A 22,006-nucleotide genomic window follows, 5' to 3' on the forward strand; every position below is an offset into this window, starting at 1 on the left:
TTTAAATAATTATGTTTAAAACATGAGGAAAGGGGTACTTATTAAGTATAGGAGGAGATATGAAAATGTCACACGATGTGAAAGAACTAATCAAAGGATTGAATGAAGATTTAGCAGGAGAATACTCAGCAATTATTATGTATAACCATAATGCTGCTACAGTTTCTGGTATATATAGACAAGTGTTAAAACCTTTCTTTGAATCTGAAATTAGTGATGAACAAGGACATGCCCTATATTTAGCGGAGAAAATTAAGACGCTAGGTGGTACACCTACTACGATCCCTTTACCAGTGAAACAAGTGGAAGATGTTCGAGAAATGTTAGAATACGCTAGACAATCAGAATATGAAACAATTAAGCGTTATGAAACGAGAAAAGAACAGGCAGCGAAATTAAATATGACAGAGTTAGTTGTAAAACTAGAAGATATGATTGCAGATGAAACAAATCATATGGAAGAATTAGATCGTCTTTTAAATGATAAAGCAATGGTGTTAAATTAAAAGTGGAAATTTACCCCACTTTAATGGGCAGTAAGACCCCCCACCTCAAAATGCAGCGAAAGCAAAGAATTTAGGTGGGGGGTTAACTGCCCATAAAAGTCCGATTGGTTCAACTAATAATCAGTGGGGGATGAAGAAAACCCCCACTGATTAAAGTTTCACTTTATAGAGTGAAAGAACAAATTCCTATTTCTAGGGGTTTGTTCTTTTGTTGTATAAATATGTTTGAGTACGAAATTTTCATTTTGTAACTGAGTATGTAATACTAGAAAAATAGAAAATTATAATAGATTTACATTTTAAATAAGAAAAGGGGAAATAACTTGTGTCCATTTTAATTGTTGATGATAATCCGGTTAACATATTTGTAATTGAGAAAATTTTAAAACAAGCCGGATATCATGATCTTGTATCGCTCAATTCTGCACAAGAGCTCTTCGAATACATACAGTTTGGAAAAGATTCTTCCAGGCATAATGAAATTGACTTAATACTATTAGATATTATGATGCCTGAAATTGATGGACTTGAAGTTTGTAGGCGATTACAAAAAGAGGAGAAGTTTAAAGATATCCCTATTATTTTTGTTACAGCTTTAGAGGATGCAAATAAATTAGCCGAAGCTCTTGATATGGGGGCAATGGATTATATTACGAAACCTATAAATAAAGTTGAACTATTAGCGCGTATGCGTGTAGCATTACGCTTGAAATCGGAATTAAATTGGCATAAAGAACAAGAAGAAAATCTTCGGAATGAACTAGATTTAGCTACACAAGTACAAAGAAACTTATTAAGTAGCCCATTAAGAGAAGATCATATAAAAATTGAAGCAAGTTACTTACCGTCATTCAAACTAGCTGGAGATATGTATTATTGGTACAAAATCGATGAAAATCGCTACGGTATTATATTATTAGATGTGATGGGACATGGTATATCTGCTTCATTAGTTTGTATGTTTATTTCTTCTGTATTACGCGAAACAATTAAATGTTTAATTGATCCAGAACTCGTCATTAAAGAATTAAATAAATATATGACCCTTTTACATAATGACAATGATAATATTCCATATTATTTTACGGCCATATACTTAGTTGTTAATACAGAAGATAGAACGATTGAATATGTGAATGCAGGACATCCTGCTGGATATGTTTTAGTTGATGAAACAAATGTAGTTGAACTGAATCGCGGGAGTTGTGCAGTAGGGTTTTTTGATGAAATAAAGGTAGAAAAGACAGTCATACCTTTTAATAAGAACGCTCAAATATTATTATTTACAGATGGTGTTCTTGAAGCAATTGCAAATGATGAATTTGAGTCTGAAGAGAAATTACGTGCTTTTACAGAAAGAAAATGGGGGGATTTAGAAGAAGAGATAGAAGGGTTTTATAAGGAAGAACAGAAGAAAACACAATCAGATGATATATGTCTCATTATGATAAAAACGAATGCGAAATAAAAAGCGTATGAAATCCAAACAGAGGATTTCATACGCTTTTTATTGTATTTTTTGATAAATTTGTTCACTAGGATTAAATTGGGTATAATGCGGCATTATATTTGAAAAACGAAGAGTTTCTTTATTCCCCAAACATAGGAATCCATTGTGGCCTAAACTTTCATAAAATAGTTGCTGTACTTGATTTTGAAGTTTACTTGTAAAGTAAATTAAAACGTTACGACAAAGTATAATATGAAATTCGTTAAAAGATTGATCAGTTACTAAATTATGCTGTGCAAAAATAATGTTTTGTAAAAGTGATGGATTAAAATAAGCAAAACGATTATCTGTTGAATAATAGTTAGAAAATGCTTGTGTACCGCCAGCTTGTAAATAGTTTTTCGTATAAGTTTGCATTTTATTTAAAGGGAGGATAGCTTGTTTTGCTTTTTCTAACACATTTGTATTCATATCTGTTGCGTAAATAACCGACTTTTCACTTAATCCTTCTTCGTGAAGTAAGATGGACATTGATAATACTTCTTCACCAGTTGCGCATCCAGCATGCCAAATTCTAATTTCAGGATTCTTTTTTAATTCAGGAATTACATGCTCTCTAAGCGCTTTAAAAAAGGCAGGGTTACGGAACATCTCAGTTACATTAATCGAGAAGTCATTTAATAACTGTTCTAAAACCCCTTCCTCGTGAATTACTTTTTCAATTAATTTTGAAATGGTTGGGATATTAGAGAGCTGCATTCGATTACAAATCCTTCTATAAATAGATGTGCGAGCATATTGGCGAAAATCAAATCCTGATAGTTTAAATACCGCTTCTAATAGTAATTCAATTTCTAAGTTCGTGCGCTCATCCGTATCTACTGATGGATCAAAATTATAATACTTATTTTCCACTCCAACTAAACCTCACTTATTTTATTAACCATACACTCATTACCGAATAGAGTTGATGTAGATTTAATGGTTTACTTATATAATCTGAAGCGCCAGCAGATAAACATTTTTCCTTATCATTTGGCATTGCTTTAGCAGTTAATGCGATAATAGGTATTTCATTTAACCCTAAATTCATTCGGATATTTTCCATCGTTTCATAACCGTCCATATTCGGCATCATAATATCCATTAAAATAAGGTCAATATTTGTATTGCTTTTTAGTATTTTTAAACACTCTATGCCGTTTTGGGCAGTAATAATGTTGGCATTTTGTTTTTTTAATGCATTTTGTAAAGCAAATATATTTCGATGATCATCATCGACAATTAAAATGGTTTTCTCTTGGAAGACGTTATTTGTTTCGGTAGTAACGATAGTTTCCTCAATAACTTCAGCAGGAATAACATCTTCTATCGTTGCTGCGACTTCTAAATTGGATACTTGGATTTCATTTAAGCCATTTGGAAGGTTAGGAATATATACCGTGAAAGTACTACCTTCTCCTACATTACTCTCTAATGTAATCCAACCACCTAACAATCTAGCAAACTCTTTACAAATAGATAACCCTAAGCCTGTACCACCATATTTCCTAATTGTTGCTCCATCTGCCTGTTGAAAGGCTTCGAAAATAAGTTGATGCTGTTCTTTAGCGATACCAATACCAGTATCTTTTACTGAAATTGTAATCCAATCTTTACTTATAGACTGCATATCATGACTTAAATTGCTTGTTTCTATCGAATCGAAATGTAAAGAGACAGATCCTTTTTCTGTGAATTTAAATGCATTGGATAATAAGTTTTTAATAATTTGTTCAATCCGTTTTGCATCTGTATAAAACAGGTCAGGAATGGTGTCACTGTCTTCAATAGTAAATTCGACATTTTTTTGTGCAGCGATATGTAAAAAGTTTTGATGCATATTGGCTGCCATGTCACTTATGTTCGTTGCTTCAAAAATGATGTCTAGTTTGCCTGCTTCTACTTTAGATAAATCTAGTATGTCATTAATTAAAGTAAGTAAGTCTTTCCCTGATGAATGAATGACAGTTGCTAGTTCAATTTCATCATCCGATAAATGATTATCATGATTTTCTCTTAACATTTCAGATAATAGTAAAATACTATTTAACGGTGTGCGTAATTCATGTGACATATTTGCTAGGAACTCAGATTTGTATTTTGAGCTGCGTAACAACTCGCTTGCTTTTTCTTCTAATTCTGATTTGGTAATTTGTAAGTCAGCTGTCTTTTGTTCAGCTTCTTCAGTTCTAGACTCTAATTGTTCATTCGTTGTTCGTAATTCTTCAGCTTGCATTTGTAGTTCTTCAGCTTGCGTTTGTAATTCTTCTGATTGAACTTGTAACTCTTCTGTCATTGCTTGTGATTCATGTAAAAGAGTTTGAATTCGCATACGTCCTATAATGCTATGGATTGTTAAACCTAGATTATCAATAGTTTGTTGAATTAAATCTTGATGTAAGTCTGAAATCTCAGTTACACTTACTAACTCCATTACTGCAATTACTTCATCCTCAAATAAGATAGGGATGACTAGTAGATTTTTAGGACGTATTTCTAATACTCCGCTAGTGACATAACGAAACTCTTCGGGTATGTCACTGAGAATAAAACTTTTCTTTTCTAAGGCAGACTGTCCAATGAAACCTTCACCCATTTTAATAGATTGTTTTCCAATATCAGCACCTTGATCGGCGAAAGAAGCTTTTTTCACATAGTAGACAGTTTCTTCATATTCTTCACGTACATAAAATGCACCGCAAGAAGTTTGCGTTTTTTGTATAATTCCACTAAGAATTTTTTTACCTAACATCTCAATAGAAGATACACCTTGATACATTAAAATTAATTCTGCAAGCTCAGTTTGTAACCACTCTCTTTTCGATATTTCATCTAGTAGGTGATTTGTTGTATGAGCAAGATCTTTTATTTCATCATGTGTATTTACATGAATTCTTTCCGTAATTTTTTCTTTAGAAGAAATGGATTTAATAGCTTGAATTACATTTTTAATCGTTTTTGTAATGGAATTCGAAATATAGAGTGAAACGATAATGGAAATACAAGAAAGTAAGAACAATAAACTGTATAACCAAATCTCTAATTTATTATTTTCAATATCTAATTGTGCAGCTCTTTTTTTCGTTAGTTGCTCCTCAGTGCTCCGGAAGTTAGTTAGCTGCGACTGTAATGACTGAATTTGAGTCGTGTCGATTGTTTGTACATTATTACTATTATTATTTGTAATGAGTGGGTGAATCTCTTTATTAATCCAACTAGTAATGTTTTCGTTAATCTGTTTTAATTTTTCTTGCTGAGAGGGGTTATCCTCTAATAGAGCAAAAAGATCTTGATAATGTTTTTCGTAATCTTTTTCCGCGGAGTTAAGGGATTGCACGTAATTTGGGTTATTAGAAATGATAAACCCTTTCGCTTTATTTTCAATTGTTAGAAATTCTTTCTCCACTTGATTCGTTAAATTAAGAACTTTAAAATCGTGATCAATAATAAAATTACGAGATTTTTGTAAACTGGAAATCTCATTGTTTAGCATAATGAAAGAGATAAGTAAGAACAAAATGATAACTAAATAACCAGCCATAATTTTGTAGCGAATACTAAATTTTGCTTTCGAGTTCATTAAAAATTCCTACCTTCAAGGTTATTAAAACTTTTCTATTTTAAAGAATGAAAAACGTAATATATATTATATCAGTTTTCATAAGGCTAAACTAGAAATCCCCCTATTGTATTAGGGGGTTCTTTTTTAAGAGAGGAAATCATTTTGAAATATAAAACTATATATGAAAAGTAACAATCGAGGGAATAGGGGATAACAAAACTTTTAAGAAGGAAAGAGTGTTCTTAAAGCTCTTTTTGCATCTATTCCTTCAAAGATAAATAATACAAGCTCTCTCTTTTTTACAGTAAGGAAAAAGGATACTAGAGTGCTTAAGTTTTTAATAGAAGTAAGTGCTCCGTGTTTACCTATAAATACATTCGTTTGAAATGTTGTCATTAAAGCATAAAAATGATGGATCTGCGTTATTGTAGGTATTTCATTATAAGAAATAGTAGTAGAGTGAATGGCGTTCATTGCAATATTCCTTTCCATATAGTAAGCATAACAATATAAACATACCCGTTTTAAAAAATGTTAAACATATAAATAAGAAAAAATATAAGTATAGTTTTTTACGTTTAGAAAAGGTTAGGAAGGGTATACATATACTACAAAGAGATTGACTGAAGATGAATTGTAAGATGTCTATGTTTAGTAGATTAGTCTATCAAAATATACTTTTACTTTAAATAAAAAGGAGCCTGGTATACATGAATGAAATGATGATTGATATTACGTTTGATTTAATTTACTTGTTAAGTAGTTCGCTTGTAATACTGTTACTATTCGCTTTTTTCGTAAATGGTTATGTTAATAAGAAGATTAGTGTATACAGAAATGAAGAAGGATAAAGATGCATTATAAAAATAAAAGGGCGTATATGTATATAAAAATTTAGGAGGTTAATAGTTATGAATGTAGATAGAAAAATAGTAGGTGTTTTTAGAACAATTGATGATGCGGCACTCGTTATTAATGAATTAAATGATAAAGGATACTCAGCAGATAACATTTCAGCTATTGCGAAAGATCAAAAGGAAATTGAACATCTGGAAGAAAAGTCGGGTGAAAAAGTGAATAGCGAAACTGCACATAAAGCAGATATCTTTTCAGCGACAGGGCTTGTAGCAGGAGGTGTAGCAGGCGGACTCGGTGGTTTATTAACAGGTCTTGGTGTACTTGCCGTTTCTGGAATGGGTCCAATTGTAGCAGCAGGACCGATCGCGGCAGCTATTGGAGGAGCCGGTATTGGCGGAGGAGCTGGAAGTTTAATAGGAGCATTTATAGGGTTAGGAATTCCAGAAGAACATGCTAAAAAGTATGAAGAATATATTTACGATGGAAATATATTAATTTTAGTAGATGCAAAGTTAGATGATAAGTTAGAAATCTATAAAATATTTGATAAGCATAATGCCTATAACTCTGATTTCTTTAAATAATATGTACTTCATATATCAATTATGAAAAATGTGGAAATAGTGAATATCGTTTTTGATCTTACAACTTTGGCGCGGCCGAGGAGTCGTATGACTATAAGAGAGGAAGGGCTTATAGTAAAAGATCAAGTTCTATCATGTTATTTAAAAGGGAAGAGGTGCCTTTTCGTGATTGTAAAAATATTAAAGGATAGCAGTAATAGTTTCCTTTGTACAGTTCAAAACAAAAATGGAGACCAGTATGTGAAAAAATGGTTTAGTAAACATGAAAATAACAAAGAATTAGGGCGACCAACTTTTAAAGAAGTAGAAAAGGATTGGAAAGAAAATAGAGAATCGTTTATGTATCCCAATATTAAAGCGCTTTATTAAAATTAAACATAATGCGCGCTTTATTATTACAAAACTGTCACATTCCTGTAAGGTAATTCAATAGATTAGTTGCTTGTTCCATGCCATAATAAAGACATAAGAAAGCTAATTAAAACTACAACTTATTAGGAGAGTGTCAGTCATGATTGTAACAACAACGTCTGGAATTCAAGGTAAAGAAATTATTGAGTATATCGATATTGTAAATGGTGAAGCTATTATGGGTGCAAATATTGTCCGCGATTTATTCGCTTCTGTTCGTGATGTTGTCGGCGGTCGTGCTGGTTCTTATGAAAGCAAGCTAAAAGAAGCTCGTGATATCGCAATGGATGAAATGAAAGAACTTGCAAAACAAAAAGGTGCGAACGCTATTGTTGGTATTGACGTAGATTATGAAGTAGTTCGTGATGGAATGTTAATGGTTGCTGTAAGTGGTACAGCTGTACGTATATAAGTAAATAAAAAAACAGGCTCCCCCTCGAAGCTTATGCTTTGAGGGGATTTTTTTGTTTTCAATTTGTAGAAGTAAAGGAATGAGCTGGATCCTTTAGGAAAAAGCCCATTCTTTTCATTTAAGCTATTTTCGCTTCTATCTTTCTTTTGTTCATGACTAAAGTTAAAATGAACAAAACTAAGCTTAGAAGTGCCATTATAATAAAAATTTGCGTATAACTATTAAAATAGTCACGAGCGATTCCTGCTAAGACAGGAATGAATCCGCCCATAATGTATCCTCCTGACTGCATCATAGCAGTCCATGCACTCGCATCTTCGGAAGTTTTTGTTTCGTATAGCGGTAGCATGAGAGCGAGTGGAAATACGCCGCCGAGCCCGATACCTAATAAAATAGAAGGGATCCATGGTGTAGTTAGTGGGTAAATCATAAGCGATAAACCTGCGAGTACAAAGCATATACTCCCTAATAACCAAAGTGGTCTGTTTTTATAAATATCGGCTAATGTTGGAATTAAAAAGCTGCATATCATTTGAATAACTGTAAATACAGTTATTAGAGTACCAGCCTGTCCGCTACTGACACCCATACTTTGATTTGCTGGTGCTAGCCAAGTCGTAATGGAATAAAAGATTCCTGATTGTAGGCCGAAAAAGATTGTGAACAACCATGCTTTTTTATTTCTTAAAGGTAAATTATTATTCTTTTTATTTTGTATGCTCGTATTCTTTTTTCGTTTCATAACCGGATACCAAAATATAATAGCGATAATAGTAAGTACACCCCAAAAAGCGAGTGCCATATTCCAAGATCCTTTTAATACATGTTGTAAAGGAAGCGTTAATCCTGCGCTTAAAGAAGCGCCAGTTCCCATACCTACTGAATATATTCCAATCATTAAGCCGATTTTCGTAGGGAATTTTTCCTTAATAAAACCTGATAGTAACGGCCCTGCAAGTGCAATTCCAATGCCGATAAATAAAGCGCTTGTGAATAAGGTGAGAATGGAAGAAGTAAAAGCTCTCATACATGTTGCAAAGCCAATTAAAATAAGACAAGCCATAATTGCTTTTTCTGCCCCATATTTTTTAATTACCTTCCCGGTTAGTAAGGCGAATGTCCCCATACAAAAAACAGGAATGGCTGTTAAAAAACTAACGGAAAAATTGCTTATATTTAAGTCTTGTCGGATTGTTTCTAATAAAGGTGAAATAGATGTAATTCCGATACGTAAATTAATAGAAGTAAAAAATAGTGCTAGTATATACAAATAAGTTCGTTCTTGATGTTTCAATTTCATTTTCTCCTCTCTTAAACATCAGATGTTATTGAGTATATCATCTGATGTTTAAGTGTAATATATAAGGAGCTTATTTCAGCTCCAAATTTTGAACAACGTATGTTCGAGCCTCTTCGGCATTTTGTTTTAATATAGCTTGGAATAATTTTTCATGAATTTCAGAGTTATCTTCATAGTCAGCTGTATTTAATATTAATTGGCTTAAAATATGACGAAGGGCAGGCACGAAAGATTGATATAAATCAAGTAGAACTTCGTTTTTGCTCGCCGTTGCAATTGCTAAATGAAACTGAATGTCTGCATCTATGTAAGCTACATAATTTCCTTCTCGAAGGGCATTTCTTCTTTTATCCAAATGTCCTTTTAAGTATAAAAGATCCTCTTCGCTTCGGCGCTGTGCCGCTAACATAGCTACTTCTTTATCTAACATATTTCGTGCTTCATACACATGATTAATATTTGCTGCCTGCAATCGTTTTTCAAATGAATCTTGCGTAGTATTTAGTGAGACAATACGAGTACCTTGTCCTTGTCGAACTTCTAAGATACCAGCATGTACTAATATCTTTATGCTTTCTCGCAGCGTCGAACGCCCTACACCTAACTCTTCCATTAATTGGGGCTCTGTAGGGAGGCGATCACCAACTTCGTACTCGCCAGAAAAGATTTTTTCTTGTAGACGTTCCAACACTTCATCGACTAATTTTCGTCGAGAAACTTTTGAAAAAGATTTCTTTTCATTTATATTCATCTGCTCATCTCCTGTTATATTCGCTTTTATAATAACCAATTTAAGTTCTGTTGACAATGTTATTTTTTAGGTGGTTGAAGCGGAATACTAAAATCAGATTTATAAGGCATAAAAAAATCCATTTTGAAAAAAATCAATCAAAATGAACTCTTCAACCGCATTTAATAACTCGTCAAAAATACTTTTCCTTTTGCTTTCTCAGCAGACTGCACAACATCAACCGCAGTTTTCACATCCGCTAAGTCATACGTAGAATGTACTGTCATAAAACGTAATTTTTTATCCTCAACTAAACGAATTAAGTGACGAAACGTTTCTTGCCATTTATACGGTGACACGTCTGTATTCCAATGTCGTAAATGAAATATGTTAGCATGCACCTTTGCTTTCGTAACAATTTCGGCCCAGTTTATTTGTACGCCTGATAGAAGACCGATAGTTAAAAAGTGTCCATTTGGACGTACACAAAATGCTAATTCATTTCCATCGGATCCTCCAATAGAATCAATCGCAGCATCTGCGCCTATCCCGTTCGTTAACTCCAAAACGGTTTCATAAAGCGGAACAGTGGAAGTATCTATTACATATTCAGCACCGAGCTGAAGTAATTTCTCTGTATGTTTACTATTTCTAGTCACTGCAATGAGTCGAAAGTTTAAAATTTGTGATAACTGTGCAAAAAGATGACCGATAGCGGATCCACAAGCGTTTACTAATAAAACGTTATCTCGTTTTAAGTTTAGCGTTTCTGTACACGTAACCCAAGCTGTTAATGGGTTGATGTACATTTGTGCAGCTGTAAAATCATCAATTGAATCGGGAATAAGAACTACAAAATCAGCTGATGTCTTCACATATTCTTGCCAAGTACCTTCCCCGCGTAAAGGTAGCACGCGTTTACCGATAAGGTCTCTAGAAACACTCGCACCAACATCTTCAACAATACCAACACCTTCATAACCAGGTATGTTAGGCAAAGGAATTCTATGTGCATACGCTCCAGTTACAGGAATTAAGTCAGATGGATTAATCGGTCTAACTAACATACGAACTAGCACTTCATTATCTTTTACTGGTTCTATATTTTTATATTCAACTTGTAATACATCTTTTGGGCTACCAAACTTATGAAATTGAATGCATGTTCCGCGCAAAATAATGGTTCCTCCTTAATGTAGTCAAATGTATTATAGCATTTTTAGCTTGGCTACTTATTTCGTTATATATATAAGGGAATAGAAATTTTAAAGAGGGAGTAAACATGAAGAATTAGCCCAATAAAAACTAAAGTTAAAGGCACCCGAACGAGTGCTTTTATTTTGTTTTTACCAATATAATTTAAAGATTATACATAAATGGGGGAGTCAGCATGAATAAAAAGATAATCTGGGGAATTTTAGGGATTGTTGTGATCATGATAGCCCTTGTGAGTATGAATGTATTACAAAAAAATGCCAAAGAAGCAGAGGAAAAGAAGAAACGTGAAGCTAGCTATGTTCAAGCCGCAGCGGAATTTTATAATAATATTGAATTAATGGGATTTGTTGCTGATTTTGTTTTACCGCAATATTCAGAGTCCTGGTCTAAAGCTATTGATGAACGCCGAAATTTTAACATAGCTTTAAATGCTAAGAAAAAATCTCTAAATTCAATGGTGGCTCAATCTTCTGTAATATATAGTGATATGGAAGGGCAATTAAAAACGGTATCTGAAGCTGCGAAAGAAAATCCAAATAAGTACAAAGAACTTTATGATGAATACAAGAAGATGTATGGAATTATTACATCTTTAAAGGAACAAACAGAATCTCCTAGTGGAACTCTGATAACGTTTAATCAAAATGCAAACATGTTATTCCAAGAATACAAGAAATATAAAGGGAATATTGATGTGGCTATATCAGAGGATATAAAAAATGAAGTAGAGAAGATTCAAGAAAAAAACAAAAAATAATCGCAAAATAAAATATATGGCCTAAAAAGAACAATTTTAAATTCTATTATATAATGAGGGCTTTAAAAGTTTGTAATGGGGGAATTATAGATGGAGCTATTTAAAGGTAAAGTTGTTTGTCCAAGATGTGATGGGAATGGTCTCGTTTGTAAAGTTGAAATAAAAGACATTGATAAAGTTGTATATGTTTGTGATGAATGTGACGCAACGTGGTTACATAAGGATAGGTTTGGGATGAATAATTTTGTGAACTACGAGACGTTTCTTAGAGAAAATTCATTGTCTTATATGGAGGCTAATGTTGTTCGTTTAGGCTATGATTGGTACAAAGGATAAGCGATTTTTCAAATAGAAGAAGCTACTTTTAAAGTAGCTTCTTCTATTTGTCTATTAAGCCGAAGCCTTCTTCATTCTCTCAAGTAAACTAGATAAAATATGCGTACGATAAGATTCTAGTTTTTTACCTTCATAAGTACGGATACCTAATTTTTTAAGTTCTTTTACATACCAACCTTTGCTTCCGAAATACATGTGATCGCTCCCCTTCAACTTTGTTTTATTTGTTCTGATTGTACTTGGAGGTACAGGTAATATAATGAAGGAAATGAATTTCGTGCGAAAATGGTTAACTTTGTTGCAAAAGACATATATACTAAAGGTAGTATATAACGAGGTGGGCAAGACGTGATTATAGAGAAGCACGAAATTCAAATTGACCAAATTACGAGCGGTAAAGTGAATATCTTTACTTTCTATAGAAATAGAAAGCAAATTGATGATCATTTTTTACGTTTACAAGAACCATCGCTTACAGCAAACTACTTCTTCCATTTTCATTTTGATGCAGAGAGCTTACACCTTCTGCAGGAAGAGTTTCCGGGCATATATCCGTACGACGGTAGTGAAACGATTCATAACTGGACGGAAAAGATGAAGGCAGAATTGCAACATCAGATCCAAACAGGTAAATGGAATAAACGCGTACGTATCGGTAATCGCATTCTAGATGTGGAGTTTACGTGGTGCGACGAAGATATAGTAGAGTGAAAAAGAAGCGGATGACGCTTCTTTTTTTAGCGCTGGAATAAAACGAGCTTACCTGCAGAAGATGTGCAGCGATGTGTTTTTTCGTGCAATCCTTTTTCTTGTAAAATAGATTCACCTTTTGCTTTCGCTTCTTTTTCAGTTGCCGCCTCAAATGATTCGTCCAATGCTTTTGAACCATCTTTTTCAAAGACTGTTAGAACGTATACTCCCATGAAAATTCCCTCCAAAAATTAAAATCAGAATCTTATAACTATTTTGGCATAAATCACTAGAATATGCAAAGAAATATATGACATTGCATGTTACAATAAAGTGACACTTTAATAAGCAGGGGAGTTTTTCATCCCCTGCTTATTATTAGTGGAACCAATCGGGTATTTAAGGGCAGTTAACTTTCAGATTGCCTTCCTTGCCTATTGCCCGTTAGTACGGGATAAAATGAAACTTTTGAAATATAGAAAGGATCGTTATTTGTGAAACAAGTGAAGTTTATACATGCGGCTGATTTGCATTTGGATAGTCCGTTTAAAGGGATGGAAATGAATGTACCGCAGTCTGTTTGGGAGAGAATGAAGCAAAGTACGTTTGAATCGTTCGAACGTATTATTGATAAAGCGATTCAAGAGCGCGTTGATTTCGTATTACTAGCCGGGGATTTGTATGATGCGGAGACGCGAAGTTTGCGGGCGCAAGTGTTTGTGCGTGAGCAAATGAAGAGACTTTCGCAGTACGATATCCCTGTTTTTATTATTCATGGTAACCATGACCATTTAGGGGGGAGCTGGGCTGCAATTGAGTTTCCAGAAAATGTTCATGTGTTTACGGAGCCTTATGTAGAAGAGAAATCATTTTATAAAAATGGTGAACTGTTAGCTTCTATTTACGGATTTAGTTATTTGCAGCAAGCAGTAACGGATAATATGACAGCGCAGTTTACGAGAATGAGTGATGCGCCTTTTCATATTGGCATGCTTCACGGAAGTGTGGAAGGAGATGCAGAGCATAATCGCTACGCACCGTTTCAAATTCGTGAGCTGAAAGAAAAGCAGTTTGACTATTGGGCTCTTGGCCATATACATAAACGTGAAATTTTATCAGAAGAGCCGTACATTATTTATTCAGGTAATATACAAGGGCGTCATCGTAAAGAGACAGGAGAAAAGGGTGCGTACCTTATTGAACTTACGAAACAAGGAACGCATTGCTCATTTTTCCATACGGCAGATGTTGTATGGGATGAAATAGAAGTGAATATTGATGGACTTGAAACTGTTGATGAAATTATGACGAGCATATCTACTGCGATGAATGAGTGCCGAAGAGAAGAGGGAGGGACGCTTTTAACTGTCGTATTCACAGGGCAGGGCCCACTTTCTCCTTATTTGCGTGACGAAAAGCGTGTGGAAGAGATTTTTCACATTTTAGCATCTGGAGAAGAGCGAAAAGATTTCGTATATGCGATGAAATGGAAAAATGAGACGGTTTCTTTTGCAGAAATAGAGCGTTTGAAAGAAGAAAATCATTTTGTCGGTAGTGTACTGAAAGAGTTAGAAGCTTTCACAAATATGGACGGCGTGTTGCGCACCATTTGGACATCTCCTGTAGCGCGTAATAGTATTGAATCTTTTACAGAAGAAGAGAAGAAAGAGATTCAAAAGGAAGCGGAAAATATTATTTTAGAACAATTATTCCAGCAAGAGAGGGATAAGAAATGAGAATGGAAAAACTCCATATTTATGGATACGGAAAATTAGAAAATGTGGAAATGGATCTGTCGATACTGACGGTGTTGTACGGTGAAAATGAAGCGGGGAAATCGACAATTCGCTCATTTATGAAAAGTATTCTGTTCGGTTTTCCGACGAGAGGACAGCGCCGTTATGAGCCGAAAGAAGGCGGAAAGTATGGTGGTGCAGTTACTGTACAAACAGAGAAGTACGGCCGTTTGAAAATTGAACGATTACCAAAGACGGCAGCTGGTGAGGTGACCGTTTATTTTGAAGATGGAAAAACGGGCGGCGAGGAAATTTTACACGATATATTAAGCGGGATGAATGAAAGTTTATTTGAATCTGTTTTTTCTTTTGATATGCATGGGTTGCAAAATATTCATCAGCTTGGTGAAGCGGATATCGGAAATTATTTATTTTCGGCAAGCGCAGTTGGAAGCGATGCGTTATTACAGCTCGATAAAAAGCTAGAGAAAGAAATGGATCAGCGCTTTAAGCCGAGTGGTCGTAAGCCAGAGATTAATATGTCACTGCAAGAGATGAAGAAGCTTGAAGAGAAGATGAAAGAGTGGCAAGGGAAAATTGGCACGTATGAAAAACAGGTCGAGCAGTTAAAAGAGGATGAAGAGAAGCTTGCCTCTGTTCGTGCGGAGAAGGAGAACGCGGAAAAGCGAAAGCAAGATTATGAAATATTAGCAGCGCTTGAGCCTCTCGTTATTGAAAAGCATGCGCATGAGAAAGTGTTAGAATATGAAAAAAGGCAATTTCCTGTAAACGGAACGGCGCGCTATGAAGCGATAAAGGCGAAGATGGAGCCGCTTCAATTACAAGTTGATTCGCTCCATAAGAAAATAGAGACAGTGCAATCGGAAATTGCCTCGATTCAAATAGATGAAGAGTTTTTACAAAAAGAAAGTTATGTAGAAGAACTTCGCATGCAGCATATGTCGTATGAAAATGCACGCCAAGAAATGCGAGATATGACGGGGAATATTGCGAATATAAAAGAAGAAATAGCAGAATTAGAGCAACAAATTGGTGCTACTTTTGAAAAAGAAACAGTTCTTTCGTTTGATATGAGTTTGGCAACGAAAGAGCTAATTACACAAACAGTGCAAAAAGCGCGCGAATTAGAAACGCAAAAAGCACAGCTCGATGATCGCTTCAAAGTAGCGCAAGAGCAGTTAGAAGAACAAGAAGAAAATATAAGACAGATCAAGAAACAAATGTTAGCTGATGAAGAGCGTGCTACATTAGCTGAGAAAGAAAAATCGTTCCAAGACGCGGCGTTTATCGGTATGGGTGCGGATAGAATGAAGCGTAAGTATGAGGAAAAAGTAGGAGTGGCTACGCAAAAGAAAAAGCAGTGGCAAAGAGTTTGTCTTCTGTTACTTCTTATTAACACAGGTGTTTTATTCACGAGCTTATTTATAGATAACCGCCAGCTTTTATTTATTAGTGTCATTGTTTTTGTAGGGATTGTTCTCGCCCTTGTTTTATATAAAGATCCATCAAGCGGATTACAAGAAGAGCTTCTTACTCTTCAGCAAAGTGCTGGCGGAAGACAAAGTGAAGAAGCGATGTCCGTTCGCTATCAATTAGAAAAAGATGAAGAGATCCGTAAGCTATTTGAGCGCGAGTCATATAAGTTACAGCAAATGGAACGAGCTTATGATAAAGTCGTTTCATCGTATGAGGAATGGGAGAGAGAAACGTTCCGCGCAGGAGAACAAGTCGATGCGTATAAATCGCGCTATATGTTCCCTGAATTTTATACGTATGCACACATATTGCCGGCATTTGAGCGGATTGAAAAAATGCAGCAACTGTATCGTGAAGTAGAGAAACAAAGCACGCGGAAATCTTCATTATATGAAATGATTTCGCACTTTGAACATAAACTAGAAACTGTTATCGGTAGCGCGGAGTATAATAAGCTGCACGAGGCACAAAGTCGTATGCAAAATGAGAAAGAAAAGCGCCAGACTTGTAAGCAACTAAAAGAGAAGTTGACGGAATGGCAAGAAGAATATGAGTTCATGCAAGGGCAATTGAAACAGCTACTAGTAGAACGAGATAGTTTGTGGCATATTGCAGAGGCTACAGATGAAGAGATGTTTTTAGAAGCAGGTAAACTGGCAGAGAAATGTGAAGATGCAGAGAAACAAGTGGGGCGTTTATTACCGCAAATTGAGCTTTTAGAGCAGCGTTTAACGAGTTTGTCATTAGCTGAACATTATGAAGCTGAAGGTTATGAGGAAAAATTAAAGCGAGAAATGACAGTCGTGCGAAACTGTCTTGCAAAAGAGAAAGAACTGACAGAGCGCATTGCGAAACATCGTATGGAAATTGAGAATTTAGAAGAAGGCAGTACGTACGGTGATTTAATGCATGAATGGGAAATGAAAAAAGCGCAAGTGCGCGAACAAGTGAAAAGGTGGGCTGCTTATGCGGCAGCAAAGACGGTGTTAACGAAAACGAAGCAATACTATCATGAGGTACATTTGCCTCGTATTTTACAAAAATCAGAAGAGTATTTCGTCTATTTAACGGGCGGGCGCTATAGTAAAATCTTTTCACCGTCAGAGGCGGAGCCGTTCATTGTTGAACGTAACGACGGTATACGTTTTTACAGTCATGAACTAAGCCAAGCGACAGCGGAGCAATTGTATTTATCGTTACGATTTGCATTAGCGAAAACATTTGAGCATGATTATCCATTTATTATTGACGATAGTTTCGTGCATTTTGATGTGGTAAGGACGAATCGAACGATTGAACTAATAAAGGAAATTGCGAAAGATAGACAAGTCATCTTCTTTACATGTCATGCGCATTTGTTAACGTATTTCACAGAAGAACGGATTATAAAATTAACGCATAAGCGTAAAGAAAATGAGTTGTAGTGTGCTATACTAAAAGTAACTGATTTGGTGGAGGAATTCGAATGAAAAAGAAAATTGCAGAATATGAAGTTGGTGAACAAGTCGATGTTTTCTTGTTAATTAAAACAGCGACAAAAGGTCTCGCAAGTAATGGAAAGCCGTTTTTAACAGTAATTTTACAAGATCCAAGTGGAGATATTGAAGCGAAGCTATGGGATGTATCACCGGAAGTTGAGAAACAATATGTAGCAGAAACAATCGTTAAAGTAGCTGGAGATATTTTAAACTATAAAGGACGTATTCAATTACGTGTGAAACAAATTCGAGTTGCGAATGAAAATGAAGTAACAGATATTTCGGACTTCGTAGAAAAAGCACCAGTGAAAAAAGAAGATATGGTTGAGAAAATTACGCAATACATATTTGAAATGAGAAACCCGAACATTCAGCGTCTAACAAGACATTTATTAAATAAGCATCAAAATGAGTTTTTAGAATATCCAGCAGCGACGAAAAATCATCACGAGTTCGTATCTGGACTAGCTTATCACGTTGTATCGATGCTAGATTTAGCAAAAGCTATCTCGGCTCTATACCCATCGTTAGATAAAGACTTACTATATGCAGGCGTTATTTTACATGATCTTGGTAAAGTAATTGAGCTATCTGGTCCAATTTCTACAACGTATACGTTAGAAGGAAATTTACTAGGCCACATTTCTATCATGGTGAACGAAATTGGGAAAGCAGCAGACGAATTGCAAATTGATGCAGAAGAAGTATTAATCTTGCAGCACATCGTCCTTTCTCACCACGGAAAAGCAGAATGGGGTAGCCCAAAACCACCATTAGTAAAAGAAGCAGAAATTCTGCACTACATCGACAACTTAGATGCAAAAATGAACATGATGGACCGCGCATTAGGACGTACAAAACCAGGTGAATACACAGAGCGTGTCTTCGCACTTGATAATCGTTCATTCTATAAACCGACGTTCCATAATTAAGATTGTAAATAGAATGGCCTCATTAAGCGTTAAAAGCTTAGTGAGGCTGTTTTTGTATTAAAAATTGAATGAAATAGTTAAGAAGTACGCATGGGGTTAACGAAGAACGATTAAAACATATCTCACCACTAGAATGGGAGCATATCAACTTTAATATGGCAGATACTTAGAATCGCTTCAGCCTGTACAATAGGCCTAAAAATAAGAGTTGAAATTTGTTTAGCATATATTTTGGTTAAAAGGTGGGAGGGATCCCTATATAAAAAAGACACCCTAAGGTGCCTTTCCTCGACTAGATCGGAGTACCGCCAGCATTTCAGAAAAAATACAATAAGCTGTCCATATGGGCAGCTTATTTACATAATTCTCGTTCTCGGAAGTTGATCTTGTAGCGTTCTTTCTCGTAATTCACTATGTTTTCCAAAGAAAATAGTGAAAGGCAAGGCGCTGAATACATTTACAAAATGACAAAACTGTAAGAATACACGAATGTTTGTAAGAAAGTTCGATGTTTTCCTTTTTCTTTTTTTATTATAGTGAAAAAGAAGAACGAAATATTCTCTTATGTAGGAAAGGAAGATAATAATGATTGATCTATTAAATAAATGGATGTTAGAAAGTACAGGCAATTTCAATATCGTTGTAGGACTTACAGCACTTCTATTTTTGGGTTCAGTAATTGCACTTATTATTATTTACAAAAAAATTGGTAAACCATATGAAAGAACAAATGCTATTTATTTAAAAATTACTTCTCGTATGTTTACTATTCAGATTCTAATGAATGCTATATTTATTTCTTTAGTTGGTAAAGATATTGAGAATTTCCGTCAAATCTTTATATTATTTGAAGCTTTTGTATTCTTTATTGGAGCTATTTATTCGTTTAAATTATATAAACAGGAATGCAAATAATTCACTTATAAGAAACAATAAAAAATGTAAACTTTTCATTTTTAGTTAACTGTATATTCTATACATATGGGGTTAACATAACGTCTCATTATGAGGAGTCAATCTATCTAGAAACCTAGAAAAGCCCCTTCAGATTTTCTCAAGGGGCTTTTCGTTCATATAATCAGTGTTATCGGTAGTTAGGTCTCTTTAGTTGAATGGGAATATTTTGATCCAGTAGAAGAACGCAAAACCTCCAGCTACAAATAAAGCAGCTAAAATGAATGTTATTAGAGGTATTTTATTTTTCATACTTCCCTCCCTTTTTTCCTAATTGTACCATTTAGAGGAAGTGATATGTTGTATAATTTTGGTTGTATATGATATTCATGTAAGGTTAACATAACGTCTTATTATCGGTAGCAAGGACAAGGAGGATCCCCTATTTTCACAAGGGAACTTCCTTTTTTTTGTTTTATGGATCTATGCATTTTTTAATACATTCCTATCCTGGAGTGGCTTTAGAGTCCTCGTTTGTTGCTGAATTAGCTGAAAAACTGTACTTGCATACTCTTAGCGTGTTTTTTCAAAAATGCTGGCGATATCCTACATCCATCAACTTATGGATTTTATAATGTCCTCAAACCAAGAACCTCGCGTGTTTTTAGTCCAAGAACGTTAGTTATTAGATCTTAAAAGAACAGCCCTTCAAAATAAGGGATAGCACTAACAAAATCTATATTTTCTAGTTTATGGGAAATGTTTATTGTGATAAAACATCAGAAAAATCAAATAACATAAAGGAGATAAGGAATATGAACATATTAGAAAAAATTAAAGAAAACGTTTCAAAGGTTATTGTAGGAAAGGAAGGAGTAATTGATTTAGCGATGATTGCATTAGTTGCAAATGGACATGTTTTATTAGAAGACGTACCAGGAACAGGGAAAACAACATTAGCCAAAACTCTTGCGAAAAGTATTGATGGGGCTTTTTAGCGTGTTCAATTTACATCGGATACGTTGCCGGGTGATGTAGTAGGATTAGAATACTTCGATATGAAAGAAAGTGATTTTAAAACGAGTAGGCTATGCACCAGAAGATCTTCTCTGAGTTAGTATCTCTCATTTGTGGTAGGAAGAAAAATAATATAACTCCTCATCGCCATCAGATTAAGAATTTCATTATTCTCCAAAACGACAAAAGTACACTGAATTCTCATAAACAACCAACTGTGGTGAGATAAAATTTTTGTTTTGGGGCATGGGGAGCCTGGAGTCTTTAGCTTGATAGTGATGTGACGCTATCCCACATAGAGATTAATGATTTTACACCCTAAATGTTATTTAACTAAAAAAATATCTCAAATTCGAGATTTTTCGCTTGCTTTTTAATCACTTGAGTTGTAAAGTGATAGTAACGAAAGCAAATGAGTCATATGAAAAACATACACTCAGTTGTTTTCGTCTTACACAGTAAAATAATGTATGAATGAATTCAATGCAGCTTATTTAGTAAAAACTACGACTAAGTTATAAAAACATAATGAGAATAAATTGAAAAGCTAAGAAGCATATTATTTTTTTGGTTATCACTTGACTAGTAAAATGAAACGGAGGAATGACCGATGTATGAAATTAAAGGGCATCATCACATTTCAATGGTTACGAAAAACGCAAATGAAAATAATCACTTTTATAAAAACGTGCTTGGTTTACGTCGTGTGAAAATGACGGTAAATCAAGACGATCCGTCAATGTATCACTTATTTTACGGAGATAAGACAGGAAGCCCAGGTACGGAGCTATCATTTTTTGAAATTCCTTTAGTAGGAAAAACATATCGTGGTACGAATGCGATTACTCGAATTGGATTACTCGTTCCGTCAGAGGACAGTTTGCAATACTGGAAAGAACGATTTGAGGAATTTGGTGTGGAACATAGTGAAATGACAACATATGCAAATCGTCCTGCTTTGAAATTTGAGGATTTTGAAGGACTTCGTTTCGTACTACTCGTTTCAAACGGCGAAAAAGTGAAGCATTGGGAAACGTGGGAGAAATCAGAAGTTCCTGCAAAGCATCAAATTCAAGGAATGGGTGCTGTGGAAATGACAGTGCGTAGACTTGATAAAATGGCGAGTACACTTACAGAAATGTTTGGTTACACAGAGGTTAGCCGAAATGATGAAGAAGCAATTTTTCAGTCTATAAAAGGAGAGGCCTTTGGAGAAATCGTTGTGAAATATTTAGATGGTCCTTCTGAAAAGCCGGGCCGCGGTAGTATTCATCATTTAGCAATTCGTGTGAAAAACGATGCAGAGCTTGCCTATTGGGAAGAACAGGTGAAACAAAGAGGCTTCCATTCTTCAGGAATCATCGACCGCTTCTATTTTAAAAGCTTATATTTCCGTGAATCAAACGGAATTCTATTTGAAATTGCGACAGATGGACCAGGATTTACAGTTGATGGAGATGTGGAGCATTTAGGAGAAAAACTTGATTTACCACCATTCTTAGAAGATCAGCGAGCAGAAATTGAAGCAAATTTAGCTCCGATTGAAGAGAAGTAATAGAAGAAAAAATACAAATTTAATATATAAATGAAAACCAT

Annotated in this window: 22 protein-coding genes and 1 pseudogene; 15 read left to right on the top strand and 8 right to left on the bottom strand. The window is 34.8% G+C overall.

All coding sequences use genetic code 11. The features are described 5' to 3' along the window. The first annotated feature begins 65 nt into the window (after positions 1 to 65). Positions 66 to 506 (top strand): ferritin-like domain-containing protein, encoded by a 441-nt coding sequence (locus tag MHB70_RS04195; protein WP_000017770.1) that lies wholly within the window; start codon positions 66 to 68, stop codon positions 504 to 506. 325 nt (positions 507 to 831) lie between these two features. After that, positions 832 to 1,974, top strand: coding sequence for a fused response regulator/phosphatase (locus MHB70_RS04200; protein ID WP_000025509.1), 1,143 nt, complete (start codon positions 832 to 834; stop codon positions 1,972 to 1,974). 39 nt (positions 1,975 to 2,013) lie between these two features. Here the strand turns inward: MHB70_RS04200 and MHB70_RS04205 are convergent, their stop codons facing one another. The 3 genes from MHB70_RS04205 to MHB70_RS04215 all read right to left on the bottom strand — a co-directional run bounded on the left by MHB70_RS04205 (position 2,014) and on the right by MHB70_RS04215 (position 6,034). After that, a complete protein-coding gene (locus MHB70_RS04205) occupies positions 2,014 to 2,871 on the bottom strand; it encodes a CheR family methyltransferase (RefSeq protein WP_000429037.1) in 858 nt (285 codons plus the stop codon). Between the two features lie 16 nt (positions 2,872 to 2,887). Further along, positions 2,888 to 5,578 (bottom strand): ATP-binding protein, encoded by a 2,691-nt coding sequence (locus MHB70_RS04210; protein ID WP_061529385.1) that lies wholly within the window; start codon positions 5,576 to 5,578, stop codon positions 2,888 to 2,890. Between the two features lie 204 nt (positions 5,579 to 5,782). Then, a complete protein-coding gene (locus tag MHB70_RS04215; RefSeq protein WP_000991346.1) occupies positions 5,783 to 6,034 on the bottom strand; it encodes a hypothetical protein in 252 nt (83 codons plus the stop codon). A gap of 236 nt (positions 6,035 to 6,270) precedes the next feature. Between MHB70_RS04215 and MHB70_RS04220 the strand changes: the two genes are divergently transcribed. The 4 genes from MHB70_RS04220 (at position 6,271) to MHB70_RS04235 (ending at position 7,825) form a co-directional block, all read left to right on the top strand. Then, positions 6,271 to 6,411 carry a hypothetical protein gene (locus MHB70_RS04220; protein WP_001004563.1) on the top strand — a complete coding sequence of 47 codons (141 nt, stop codon included), beginning with the start codon at positions 6,271 to 6,273 and terminating at the stop codon, positions 6,409 to 6,411. 60 nt (positions 6,412 to 6,471) lie between these two features. Next, positions 6,472 to 7,002 (top strand): general stress protein, encoded by a 531-nt coding sequence (locus MHB70_RS04225; protein ID WP_001100091.1) that lies wholly within the window; start codon positions 6,472 to 6,474, stop codon positions 7,000 to 7,002. Positions 7,003 to 7,167: 165 nt separating this feature from the next. Next, positions 7,168 to 7,371 carry a DUF4028 family protein gene (locus MHB70_RS04230; protein ID WP_000635853.1) on the top strand — a complete coding sequence of 68 codons (204 nt, stop codon included), beginning with the start codon at positions 7,168 to 7,170 and terminating at the stop codon, positions 7,369 to 7,371. Positions 7,372 to 7,513: 142 nt separating this feature from the next. Continuing rightward, positions 7,514 to 7,825: a YbjQ family protein gene (locus MHB70_RS04235; protein ID WP_000637510.1), complete on the top strand. Its 312-nt coding sequence runs from the start codon at positions 7,514 to 7,516 to the stop codon at positions 7,823 to 7,825. A gap of 118 nt (positions 7,826 to 7,943) precedes the next feature. Here the strand turns inward: MHB70_RS04235 and MHB70_RS04240 are convergent, their stop codons facing one another. The 3 genes from MHB70_RS04240 to MHB70_RS04250 all read right to left on the bottom strand — a co-directional run bounded on the left by MHB70_RS04240 (position 7,944) and on the right by MHB70_RS04250 (position 11,033). Further along, positions 7,944 to 9,125 (bottom strand): MFS transporter, encoded by a 1,182-nt coding sequence (locus tag MHB70_RS04240; RefSeq protein ID WP_000768276.1) that lies wholly within the window; start codon positions 9,123 to 9,125, stop codon positions 7,944 to 7,946. A 70-nt stretch (positions 9,126 to 9,195) separates the two neighbouring features. Further along, positions 9,196 to 9,876: a FadR/GntR family transcriptional regulator gene (locus MHB70_RS04245; RefSeq protein WP_001024476.1), complete on the bottom strand. Its 681-nt coding sequence runs from the start codon at positions 9,874 to 9,876 to the stop codon at positions 9,196 to 9,198. A gap of 161 nt (positions 9,877 to 10,037) precedes the next feature. Continuing rightward, positions 10,038 to 11,033 carry a zinc-dependent alcohol dehydrogenase family protein gene (locus MHB70_RS04250; RefSeq protein WP_079519153.1) on the bottom strand — a complete coding sequence of 332 codons (996 nt, stop codon included), beginning with the start codon at positions 11,031 to 11,033 and terminating at the stop codon, positions 10,038 to 10,040. Between the two features lie 212 nt (positions 11,034 to 11,245). Here MHB70_RS04250 and MHB70_RS04255 point away from each other — a divergent pair, with 212 nt between their 5' ends. After that, positions 11,246 to 11,830, top strand: coding sequence for a hypothetical protein (locus MHB70_RS04255; protein ID WP_001034988.1), 585 nt, complete (start codon positions 11,246 to 11,248; stop codon positions 11,828 to 11,830). A gap of 90 nt (positions 11,831 to 11,920) precedes the next feature. Next, on the top strand, positions 11,921 to 12,166 hold the full coding sequence (locus MHB70_RS04260; protein WP_000418550.1) for a hypothetical protein: 246 nt from the start codon (positions 11,921 to 11,923) through the stop codon (positions 12,164 to 12,166). A gap of 54 nt (positions 12,167 to 12,220) precedes the next feature. On the opposite strand, the gene MHB70_RS04265 is transcribed toward MHB70_RS04260, so the two are convergent. Further along, positions 12,221 to 12,361: a YflJ family protein gene (locus MHB70_RS04265; RefSeq protein WP_000273535.1), complete on the bottom strand. Its 141-nt coding sequence runs from the start codon at positions 12,359 to 12,361 to the stop codon at positions 12,221 to 12,223. 153 nt (positions 12,362 to 12,514) lie between these two features. On the opposite strand from MHB70_RS04265, the gene MHB70_RS04270 reads away from it, so the two are divergent. Then, complete coding sequence (locus MHB70_RS04270) at positions 12,515 to 12,877, top strand: hypothetical protein (RefSeq protein ID WP_000582774.1); 363 nt, start codon at positions 12,515 to 12,517, stop codon at positions 12,875 to 12,877. Between the two features lie 26 nt (positions 12,878 to 12,903). Here the strand turns inward: MHB70_RS04270 and MHB70_RS04275 are convergent, their stop codons facing one another. Next, positions 12,904 to 13,089 (bottom strand): YhzD family protein, encoded by a 186-nt coding sequence (locus MHB70_RS04275; RefSeq protein ID WP_000539550.1) that lies wholly within the window; start codon positions 13,087 to 13,089, stop codon positions 12,904 to 12,906. A gap of 261 nt (positions 13,090 to 13,350) precedes the next feature. Here MHB70_RS04275 and MHB70_RS04280 point away from each other — a divergent pair, with 261 nt between their 5' ends. From MHB70_RS04280 to MHB70_RS04305, 6 genes and pseudogenes are all read left to right on the top strand, one after another. Continuing rightward, positions 13,351 to 14,592 carry a metallophosphoesterase family protein gene (locus MHB70_RS04280; protein ID WP_000815716.1) on the top strand — a complete coding sequence of 414 codons (1,242 nt, stop codon included), beginning with the start codon at positions 13,351 to 13,353 and terminating at the stop codon, positions 14,590 to 14,592. Continuing rightward, positions 14,589 to 17,513 carry an ATP-binding protein gene (locus tag MHB70_RS04285; RefSeq protein WP_001242183.1) on the top strand — a complete coding sequence of 975 codons (2,925 nt, stop codon included), beginning with the start codon at positions 14,589 to 14,591 and terminating at the stop codon, positions 17,511 to 17,513. The genes MHB70_RS04280 and MHB70_RS04285 overlap by 4 nt, the downstream gene beginning before the upstream one ends. 41 nt (positions 17,514 to 17,554) lie before the next feature. Then, positions 17,555 to 18,499, top strand: coding sequence for a 3'-5' exoribonuclease YhaM (yhaM, locus tag MHB70_RS04290; protein WP_000726648.1), 945 nt, complete (start codon positions 17,555 to 17,557; stop codon positions 18,497 to 18,499). Positions 18,500 to 19,084: 585 nt separating this feature from the next. After that, entirely contained in the window at positions 19,085 to 19,414 is a 330-nt protein-coding gene (locus MHB70_RS04295) for a hypothetical protein (RefSeq protein ID WP_000566287.1), read from the top strand. Positions 19,415 to 20,208: 794 nt separating this feature from the next. After that, positions 20,209 to 20,475 (top strand): annotated as a pseudogene (locus tag MHB70_RS04300) (AAA family ATPase); the annotation flags it as partial. 545 nt (positions 20,476 to 21,020) lie between these two features. Next, the gene (locus MHB70_RS04305; protein WP_000272968.1) at positions 21,021 to 21,965 is read left to right on the top strand and encodes a ring-cleaving dioxygenase; all 945 of its coding nucleotides are present in this window, start codon (positions 21,021 to 21,023) and stop codon (positions 21,963 to 21,965) included. Positions 21,966 to 22,006: the final 41 nt, after the last annotated feature.

The sequence above is a fragment of the Bacillus sp. FSL M7-1020 genome, from assembly GCF_038050415.1.
Classification (GTDB): Bacteria; Bacillota; Bacilli; order Bacillales; family Bacillaceae_G; genus Bacillus_A; species Bacillus_A toyonensis.

Bases quoted from the DNA above. Each gene is read 5' to 3' on its own strand.
- MHB70_RS04305 (WP_000272968.1), top strand. From the start codon at position 21,021: ATGTATGAAATTAAAGGGCATCATCACATTTCAATGGTTACGAAAAAC.
- MHB70_RS04255 (WP_001034988.1), top strand. From the start codon at position 11,246: ATGAATAAAAAGATAATCTGGGGAATTTTAGGGATTGTTGTGATCATG.
- MHB70_RS04240 (WP_000768276.1), bottom strand. From the start codon at position 9,125: ATGAAATTGAAACATCAAGAACGAACTTATTTGTATATACTAGCACTA.
- MHB70_RS04265 (WP_000273535.1), bottom strand. From the start codon at position 12,361: ATGTATTTCGGAAGCAAAGGTTGGTATGTAAAAGAACTTAAAAAATTA.
- MHB70_RS04215 (WP_000991346.1), bottom strand. From the start codon at position 6,034: ATGAACGCCATTCACTCTACTACTATTTCTTATAATGAAATACCTACA.
- MHB70_RS04275 (WP_000539550.1), bottom strand. From the start codon at position 13,089: ATGGGAGTATACGTTCTAACAGTCTTTGAAAAAGATGGTTCAAAAGCA.
- MHB70_RS04260 (WP_000418550.1), top strand. From the start codon at position 11,921: ATGGAGCTATTTAAAGGTAAAGTTGTTTGTCCAAGATGTGATGGGAAT.
- MHB70_RS04245 (WP_001024476.1), bottom strand. From the start codon at position 9,876: ATGAATATAAATGAAAAGAAATCTTTTTCAAAAGTTTCTCGACGAAAA.
- MHB70_RS04225 (WP_001100091.1), top strand. From the start codon at position 6,472: ATGAATGTAGATAGAAAAATAGTAGGTGTTTTTAGAACAATTGATGAT.
- MHB70_RS04285 (WP_001242183.1), top strand. From the start codon at position 14,589: ATGAGAATGGAAAAACTCCATATTTATGGATACGGAAAATTAGAAAAT.
- MHB70_RS04295 (WP_000566287.1), top strand. From the start codon at position 19,085: ATGATTGATCTATTAAATAAATGGATGTTAGAAAGTACAGGCAATTTC.
- MHB70_RS04195 (WP_000017770.1), top strand. From the start codon at position 66: ATGTCACACGATGTGAAAGAACTAATCAAAGGATTGAATGAAGATTTA.
- MHB70_RS04220 (WP_001004563.1), top strand. From the start codon at position 6,271: ATGAATGAAATGATGATTGATATTACGTTTGATTTAATTTACTTGTTA.
- yhaM (WP_000726648.1), top strand. From the start codon at position 17,555: ATGAAAAAGAAAATTGCAGAATATGAAGTTGGTGAACAAGTCGATGTT.
- MHB70_RS04210 (WP_061529385.1), bottom strand. From the start codon at position 5,578: ATGAACTCGAAAGCAAAATTTAGTATTCGCTACAAAATTATGGCTGGT.
- MHB70_RS04235 (WP_000637510.1), top strand. From the start codon at position 7,514: ATGATTGTAACAACAACGTCTGGAATTCAAGGTAAAGAAATTATTGAG.